The 8,037-nt window shown below is 69.5% G+C and carries 7 protein-coding genes; 5 read left to right on the forward strand and 2 right to left on the reverse strand.

Annotation, left to right across the window (positions count from 1 at the left end; all coding sequences use genetic code 11):
* Positions 1–140 precede the first annotated feature (140 nt).
* Positions 141–902, reverse strand: coding sequence for a GntR family transcriptional regulator (locus tag ACE3Q3_RS21530; RefSeq protein ID WP_374449429.1), 762 nt, complete (start codon positions 900–902; stop codon positions 141–143).
* Between the two features lie 320 nt (positions 903–1,222).
* On the opposite strand from ACE3Q3_RS21530, the gene ACE3Q3_RS21535 reads away from it, so the two are divergent.
* From ACE3Q3_RS21535 to ACE3Q3_RS21555, 5 genes are all read left to right on the forward strand, one after another.
* Positions 1,223–2,770 (forward strand): ABC transporter substrate-binding protein, encoded by a 1,548-nt coding sequence (locus ACE3Q3_RS21535; RefSeq protein WP_374449431.1) that lies wholly within the window; start codon positions 1,223–1,225, stop codon positions 2,768–2,770.
* A gap of 73 nt (positions 2,771–2,843) precedes the next feature.
* Positions 2,844–3,836 (forward strand): ABC transporter ATP-binding protein, encoded by a 993-nt coding sequence (locus ACE3Q3_RS21540; RefSeq protein WP_374449433.1) that lies wholly within the window; start codon positions 2,844–2,846, stop codon positions 3,834–3,836.
* Complete coding sequence (locus ACE3Q3_RS21545; protein ID WP_374449436.1) at positions 3,820–4,806, forward strand: ABC transporter ATP-binding protein; 987 nt, start codon at positions 3,820–3,822, stop codon at positions 4,804–4,806. Before ACE3Q3_RS21540 ends, ACE3Q3_RS21545 begins: the two co-directional genes overlap by 17 nt.
* Positions 4,807–5,736, forward strand: a complete 930-nt coding sequence (locus ACE3Q3_RS21550; RefSeq protein WP_374449438.1) for an ABC transporter permease — start codon at positions 4,807–4,809, stop codon at positions 5,734–5,736.
* Complete coding sequence (locus ACE3Q3_RS21555) at positions 5,733–6,593, forward strand: ABC transporter permease (protein ID WP_374449440.1); 861 nt, start codon at positions 5,733–5,735, stop codon at positions 6,591–6,593. The genes ACE3Q3_RS21550 and ACE3Q3_RS21555 overlap by 4 nt, the downstream gene beginning before the upstream one ends.
* Before the next feature lie 63 nt (positions 6,594–6,656).
* Here ACE3Q3_RS21555 and ACE3Q3_RS21560 read toward each other — a convergent pair whose 3' ends face one another.
* Positions 6,657–7,607, reverse strand: a complete 951-nt coding sequence (locus ACE3Q3_RS21560; protein ID WP_374449441.1) for a TauD/TfdA family dioxygenase — start codon at positions 7,605–7,607, stop codon at positions 6,657–6,659.
* Between the last annotated feature and the right edge of the window lie 430 nt (positions 7,608–8,037).

Consider the following 8,037-nt stretch of genomic DNA (forward strand, 5'->3'; position numbering starts at 1 on the left):
CAGCGGAGGGACGATTCCCGTACCGCGCGCGGGAGCGGTGCCACAAGGGCCAATCTGGATGCTCGGGTCGCGTGGCGGCTTCTCCAGCCCGGCGGAAATATTGCCGGCCGACCCCTGCTCGTCCGCGTCCGCGGCACCACTCACATGTCGAATTCCAGTTCGACGCCGTCGCTCCGGAACCGGGTCAGGGAAACTTCCCACACAGCCCTGTCGGCGGCGACATTGACGCTGTTGGTGCATAGGACGGGCAGGTCGCGCGGGATCTGCAGGTGACGGACATCGGCCGCGGTCGCCCGGTCGGCGAAGACCCGGCTGCGTCGCCGTGCGAACTCGATCCCGAGCGATCCGGCCAGGTGTTCGTGGAGCGATCCGCCGCGGAAGTCGGCGGCAATCCGTTCCACGTCGAGGCCGCCGAACAGATGCCGGATCCAGCACACGGGATGGCCATCGGCAAGGCGAAGCGTGACGATCATGCCGTCCGGTCGGCTGCCATGCAGTTGCAGGCACTTCTCGGAATCTCCGGCCGGCGGCTCTCGCGTAACGCGCAGCACGGTCGTTTCCGGCGCGACGCCAGCGGCCGTCGCCGACGAAGTGAAGCGCGTCTGGAAGGTGACGCGGTGGGAAATGCGCTTGTTGACGACGACGCTGCCGGAACCCTGGACCGTCGCAATCATGCCGGCCCGCTCGAGTTCCTGCAGCGCCCGGCGCACCGTATGGCGGTTCACGCCAAATTCCTCGGCCATCACCCGCTCCGGCGCGAGGCGCTGTCCCGGCCGGTAGTCGCGGCGTATTCGATCTGCGAGCAGCGTCGTCAGTGCCTGATAGCCCAGCGAGCGCGGGCCCGCATCGGATTCCCCGGCTCCATCGGTGTCGGATCTGCCACTGCGGTCGCTGCTCTTCATTCGCCGTCTTTGCCGGAGGGGTCGTATCCGCGCCGATCATCGCACCAACCGGCAGCACCGGCCAGGGTCGAGGGACGCGACCGACAGGCCGCGGCCGGCCTCGCATCTGTATAGACCAATATACGTCCGTCCGGGACGTCCGCGATCGCCGTGGACATGCCGAGCACGCGGTTCGGGCGCGCATCGGGCCGCGGTCGCCGGCTTGGCGCTTGTTCAAATCAAGGTCATCAAAGGGCAACTCGCCGACGGCATGATTGGTATAGACCAACTCGGTTCCCGCCTTCCGTGGGACAGCGGATTGGCCTGCGCTGGAGACTGCAATGAAGAGAGCCCTCGCCATAGCCGGCCTCAGCTTCGTCATGCCGCTCGTCGTCGCGCCCGGCGACGCCCCTGCCGCCGACCGTCCCGGCTATCGGATCGCGGTGACCGGTCTTCCGGTTCATCTCGATCCCCTCAACCTGCCCCGGAACGTCAACACCCGCTTCAACGAGAACGTCTTCGAGACGCTGATCGCCCAGGACCCGGCGGATGGATCGCTGCATCCCGGCCTCGCCGTTTCCTGGCGCGCGATCAGCCCCACGGTCCTGGAGCTGAAGCTGCGCGAGGGCGTCGTCTGCCACAACGGCGAGCCCTTCACCGCCGACGACGTGGAAGCGATGTTCGGGCCGTCGCGCCTGCTCGATCCGAAGTCCGCCACCTACAAGAACGGCAAGGAGCAGTTCTTCCCGACCTTGCAGGCGGTCCGGGTCGTCGACGCGACGACGGTCCATATGGAAACCAGCGCTCCCGATCCCCTGCTTCCATTGCGGCTGGCCGTCGATTCCTCGGGCGTGCCGTGCGCCGACGCGCTCCGGGCGGCGCGGAACTGGGAGCAATGGGGCCTGGCGCCGGTCGGCACGGGTCCGTACAAGGTGGGCGAGGTACGACCCGGCAACTACCATCGGTTCGACGCGTTCGACCGGTACTGGGGCAAGAAGGCGCCGCTGTCGTCGTTCACCTTCAAGGTCGTTCCGGAAGTCGGGGCCCGCATCTCCGGGCTTCTCGCCGGGGAATTCGACATCGTCACCGAGATTTCCCCCGACCAGTTCAAGACGATCTCGACGAGCGGGCGCGCGCGCGTCTCCGGCGGGCCGATCGATACCATCCGCATCCTCTTCTTCGACACGAAGAATCCCGCCCTCGCCGACCCCCGCGTCCGGCGCGCGCTGAGCCTGGCCATCGATCGGCAGCTCATCGTCGACACGCTGTTCGGCGGCATGACCGAGGTGCCGAAGGGGATGCAGATGAAGACCTTCGGCCCGATGTACGTCGACGACCACCAGCCGACCGGCTACGACCCGGCACGGGCACGCGCGCTGCTCAAGGAGGCCGGCTACGACGGCCGCGTCATCGAATATCGCTACATGCAGGACTACTACGGGGCGGAAGTCGCGACCGCGCAGGTGCTGCAGCAGATGTGGAAGCAGGTCGGCCTCAATGTCCGGCTCGAGCTGAAGGAGAACTGGAGCCAGATCACCGTGCCCGAGGCGGCGGCCGGACGCGGCATCAACAACTACTCGAGCACCGCGAGCTTCGGCGATCCGGCCGTCCAGGTGTGGCGCACGTTCGGTCCCGGCGGCCCCTACCAGAAGAACGGCTTCGGCATCCTCGAACGCTTCAACGACGTCGGTGCGCCGCTGATGGGGACGGACCGGACGCAGCGCCGCGATGCCTTCGTGAAGCTCCTGCAGGTCTTCGAGCAGGACCCGCCGGGCACCTACCTGCACCGCCTGCCGGCCTTCTATGGCGTCGCCAACGCCGTCGCGTGGAAGGCGGGGGAGACCATCTTCATGGACTTCCGTGCCGGCAGCATCGGGCCGCGCGAGTAGAGCCACCGGCCGCGACCGGATCGACTGGTCGCGGCCGCCCTTTCCCGGAGACTCCTCCAGGAGCGAGCGGGCGATGCTTCTCGATGTCGAGAATCTGGAGATCGGCTTCCGGACGGCCCGGGGCAGGCGGCCCGCCGTCGACGGCGTCAGCTTCCGGATCGCGGCCGGCGAGATCCTGGGCTTCGCCGGCGAGAGTGGCTGCGGCAAGAGCGTGACGGCCCTGGCGCTGCTCGGTCTTGCCGGAGCGACCGCGAAGGTCGCCGGACGCGCGACCTTTCGCGGCGAGGAGCTGATCGGGATGCCCCGATCCCGGCTCCAGCGCATCCGCGGCCGCGGCATCGCGATGATCTTCCAGGACCCCGCCACGTCGTTCAACCCGACGCAGACGATCGGCCGGCAGGTCGTGGAATCGCTCCGCCTGGCCGATGCCGGATGGACGGGGGAAGCGGCGAGGGCGGTGCGGGCCCGCGCCTGCGACCTGCTGCGCGAGGTCAGCGTCCCCGATCCCGGGCGCGTTCTCGACAGCTATCCCCACGAGCTGTCCGGGGGGCTCTGCCAGCGCGCGATGATCGCCATGATGCTGGCCGGCGAACCGGCGCTCCTCATCGCCGACGAGCCGACGACCGCATTGGACGTCACCGTCCAGGCCCAGATCCTCGAACTGCTCCGGCGGCTCAGCGACCGTCGCGGCATGGCGGTCATGCTGATCACGCACGACCTCGGCGTCATCGCCCAGACCTGCGCGCGCGTCGCCGTGATGTATTGCGGCCGCCTCGTGGAAGTGGGGCCGGTCGCTTCGGTGATGCGCGCGCCGCGGCATCCGTACACGGCCGGCCTGCTGGCGTCCCGCATGTCGACAGGCCGGCGCGGCGTGCGGCCGCGGAGCATCCCCGGCACCGTCCCGGCGCCGGACGAGCGGCCCGACGGATGCCGGTTCGCGCCGCGCTGCCCCAGGGCGATCGCCGTATGCCGGACCGGGGTTCCCATGCTTCCGGGCGACCCGCACGCGCACGCCTGCTTCGTGCCGGAGCCAGGATCGGAGGCCCTGCATGTCGCCGCACGGTGAGCCGTTGCTCGATATCCGCAATGTCTCCGCCCGGTTCGATCTCGGACGGACCGGCCTGTTCGGGCCGCGCCGCCTCCTGCATGCCGTGCGCGACGTGACCTTGTCGGTCGAGAAAGGGGAGTGCGTCGGCCTGGTCGGGGAGAGCGGGTGCGGGAAATCGACACTGGCCAAGCTGGTCCTGGACGTGGTCCGGCCCGCTGGCGGACGCATCACGTTCGGTGGCCGAAACCTCACGGCTCTGTCGCCGCGCGAGTGGCGGCGCCTGCGTCCGGCCGTGCAGTACGTCTTCCAGGACCCCATGTCGGCGCTCGATCCCCGGCGCACCATCCTGTTCCAGGTGGCGGAGCCGCTGGCCATTCATCGCCGCGGCAGCCGGGCCGAGCGCGAAGCGGCCGCCGGCGAGATGCTCGACGCCGTCGGGCTCGACCGGAGCTGCCTGCACAAGGTGCCGCACGAGCTGTCCGGCGGTCAGCGGCAGCGGGTCGTGCTGGCGCGGGCCCTCGTGCTGCGTCCGCAACTGCTCATCTGCGACGAGCCGGTGGCGTCCCTCGACGTCTCGGTGCAGGCACAGGTGATCGGCCTGCTGCAGGACCTGCATCGCCGGTTCGACCTCACCATGCTGTTCATCAGCCACGACCTGGGCCTGGTCCACTATCTCAGCGACCGGGTCGCCGTGATGTATCTGGGCCGCATCGTCGAGCTGGCGCCGACGGAACGTCTCTTCCAGGAGCCGCGGCATCCCTACACTTTGGCGCTGCTGTCGGCGGTCATGGCGCTCGATCCGGGGGAGCGTCGCGTCGAGACGGGGCTCGCGGGCGAGCCGCCCAGCGCGCTCGACCCGCCATCCGGCTGCGGCTTTCATCCCCGCTGCCCGATGGCGCAGCCACGCTGTCGCACCGATCCGCCGCAGTTGAAGCCCGCCGCCCACGGCCACTGGGTCGCCTGCCACGTCGCCCAGGGTGACGTCTGAATGTCGATGTTCCTGGTCGGCAGGCTGCTCCGGGCCGTGACGACGATCATGCTGCTGGTGACGGTCACGTTTCTGGCCCTGCGCCTGACCGGCGATCCGGCGGTCGCGCTGCTCGGCAACGAGTCCACGCCCGAGGGCCTGAAGGCGTTTCACGAGCGCTGGGGGCTCGACCGCCCGCTGCCGGAGCAATACGCCATCTACCTCGGCAACCTCGCCGGCGGCGACTTCGGCCGCTCCTTCATCGGCGACCGGGCGGCCTGGGCCGTGGTGTTCGAACGACTGCCGGGCACGCTCGCGTTGATGGGGTTCGCGATCCTGTTCGCCGTGGCGGCCGGCGTGCCGGCGGGCATCGCCGCGGCGCTCTATCGGAACAGTTGGATCGACCGGGTGACGATGACGGTGGCTGCGACGGGGTTCAGCGTGCCGAGCTTCGTCGTCGGCGTGCTTCTGATCGTGATCTTCGGCGTGGTCTGGCGGGCCTTGCCGACGACGGGCGACGACACCGCTTGGCACTATGTCCTGCCCGTCCTGACCCTCGGCACGGCGGACATGGCGCTCTACGCGCGCTTCACCCGCTCCGCGATGCTGGAGGTGCTCGGGCGCCCCTATATCCGCACGGCCGAGGCGAAGGGCGTGCCATGGCGGGCCGTGATCCTGCGCCACGCCCTGCCGAACGCCTCGATCGCCCTGGTGACCATCCTCGGCATGCACCTGGGCCGCAGCATCTCCGGCGCGGTGGTCACCGAGAACGTGTTCGCCTGGTCCGGCGTCGGCCGGCTGCTCGTGCAGTCGGTGGCGAATCGCGATTTCGCCGTCGTGCAGACCGTGGTGATTCTCGTCGGCGCCACGATGGTCCTGGCGAACCTCCTGGTCGACCTCTCCTACTCCAGGCTCGACCCGCGGACACGGGCGGCAGGGCGCGCGCGATGACCGGCGCTTCGGGTCGGTCGACCTCCTGGCGCCGGCGCGCCTCCGGCGTGGCCCTGGCCGCCGGCTGGATCGCGATGATCGTGCTGGTCGCGGTGGGGGCCGACCTCCTCATGCCCTGGGAACCCGAGGCGATGGACCTGCGCAATCGGCTGGCGCCGCCGGTGTGGGCGAGCGGAGACTGGGCGCATCCCTTCGGCACCGACGATATCGGCCGCGACCTGCTGTCCCGGACCATCTCGGCGATCCGCGTCAGCCTGCTCGTTGCCCTGGCCGGCACCATGATCGGCGCGCTCCTCGGCACGTTGGCCGGGTTCGTCGCCGCCCACTTCCGTGGGCGCATCGACGATCTGGTGATGCTGGCGGTGGACTTTCAGGCGGCGGTCCCGGTTCTGATCCTGACGCTGATGGTGCTGGCGCTCTTTCCGAACACCCTCCTCGTGTTCGTCGCCGTCGTCGGCATCCATGGCTGGGACCGCTACGCCCGCCTCACCCGCGGGCTGACGATGTCGGCCCAGGGGCATGGCTATGCCGTCGCCCTGCGGCTGATCGGCGCCTCGCCATGGCGCGTCTACGCGATGCATGTGCTGCCGAACATCTCCGGCGCGCTGATCGTCAACATGACGCTCAACTTTCCCGAGGTCGTCCTGCTCGAGACTTCGCTGTCGTTCCTCGGCCTCGGGATCCAGCCGCCGACCACCAGCCTCGGCAACCTGGTCAGCCTCGGGCGCGATCACCTGCTCTCGGCCTGGTGGGTTGCCGCAATTCCGGCGGCGATCATTCTCCTGACCACGCTCGCCTTCAGCCTCCTCGGCGATTGGCTGCGCGACCGTCTCGACCCGACATTGCGCGGTCTGTGACCGGCGAGCAGCCGGTGGTCGGGAAGAGGGGGCGCAGCCTCGGGAGGCCGCGCCCCGGGTGCTTCAGGCGAACGCCCGGATGGTGGGATCGAGGGGGATGTTGGGGGCCTTGCGACCCGCGCTGTGGACTCCGCCACGCAGCGCACCGCGCTCGATCACGATCCAGCGCTCGGCCATGGACTGGGGCAACTCCGGACCGTCCGGCATCGAGAGCCAGATGCGCATCAGGTGGCGCCGTCGTTCCGGCTCCGGCCAGTCCCGGTACGACCTGCGGGCGTGGAAGACGACCGGGTTGTGCATGTACTGGATGTCGCCGACCTGCAGGTTGGTGTTGAGGGCGACCCCCGGCTCCTCGCAGATCTCCCGGAACAGGCGAAGACCATCCCACTGCTCCTGGCTCATCGGCGGCGCGTCGGTGTAGCGCTTCGCCGATTCGAGGTAGGCATCGAGCGGCCCGTATCCGGCAAGTCGCTTGCCGTTCCACATGAAGATCGGGATCGCGGCCCATGGGTTGCCGCCCGGCGGCACCTCGCCGCGGCGATCCTCGATGAGCGGCAGATGCAGCGCGCGGCACAGGTCGGGCGCGCGGCGGAACATCTCGTCGTGCATCGTCGTCACGCTGACGATGCGGCTTTCGCCGCCCGCCATGGCCGGATGCAGGCACATGAGGCCGATCACGTCGCACGAGTCGCCGTGGAACTGCAGCTTCGCGGTGGTCTGGGTGATCCGCTTGGTGGGGTCGTTGACGTCGTCGCCGACGTCGATGACGTGGCCGATCATGTGGCCGTTGCGGTTCTGCGGCACCGGGTCGCCCAGGTGGCGCGAAACGCACCAGTAGATCCGCGCCTGCATCTCGGGGTCGTATATCGAGATCGGAAAGCCCCGCACCACCGAGAAGCCGAACCGCTCGAGGCAGTCCTTGCGGGCCTCCGCCAGCGTCCTCGCCGCATGGGGCAGCGGCACGTCTGCCGCCTTGATCTGCATGATGTCGAGGCCCGCGTCGCGGGTCGCCATGGCGGCGGCTTCGATCTCTGCGATCTCCTCGGACGAGAGGTGATGCAGCCAGCGCGTATCGGTGGCCAGATCGCTGCCCCGCCAAGCCAGGGAACCGCCGATCGGTCCAGGCGCACACGAGACGGATGGGATGGAATCGGACATGAGGTACCTCCAGGGACGCCACAAAATTGGTCTATACCAACCTCTTATTTCGGTCGCGTGACGGGCGCGCTCGGGATGAAGCGGGCTGCCCTTCCCGCAAGGCCCGAAACGGGCGGCTCCGATGGCGCGGCGGGGCCAGGCGGGGGATGCTCCCGGCCGCGACAACCGGCCGCGTCGGGAAGGCGGGCGGGCCGACGACCTCGCGCGCCGCCCTCGCCGCGGGCCCCCGGCCCGGGTTAATGTCCCGCCGCCATGACGACCGCCATCCCCCACCGCCTCTTCCCCA

It is taken from the genome of Allostella sp., from assembly GCF_041913585.1.
GTDB lineage: Bacteria > Pseudomonadota > Alphaproteobacteria > ATCC43930 > Allostellaceae > Allostella.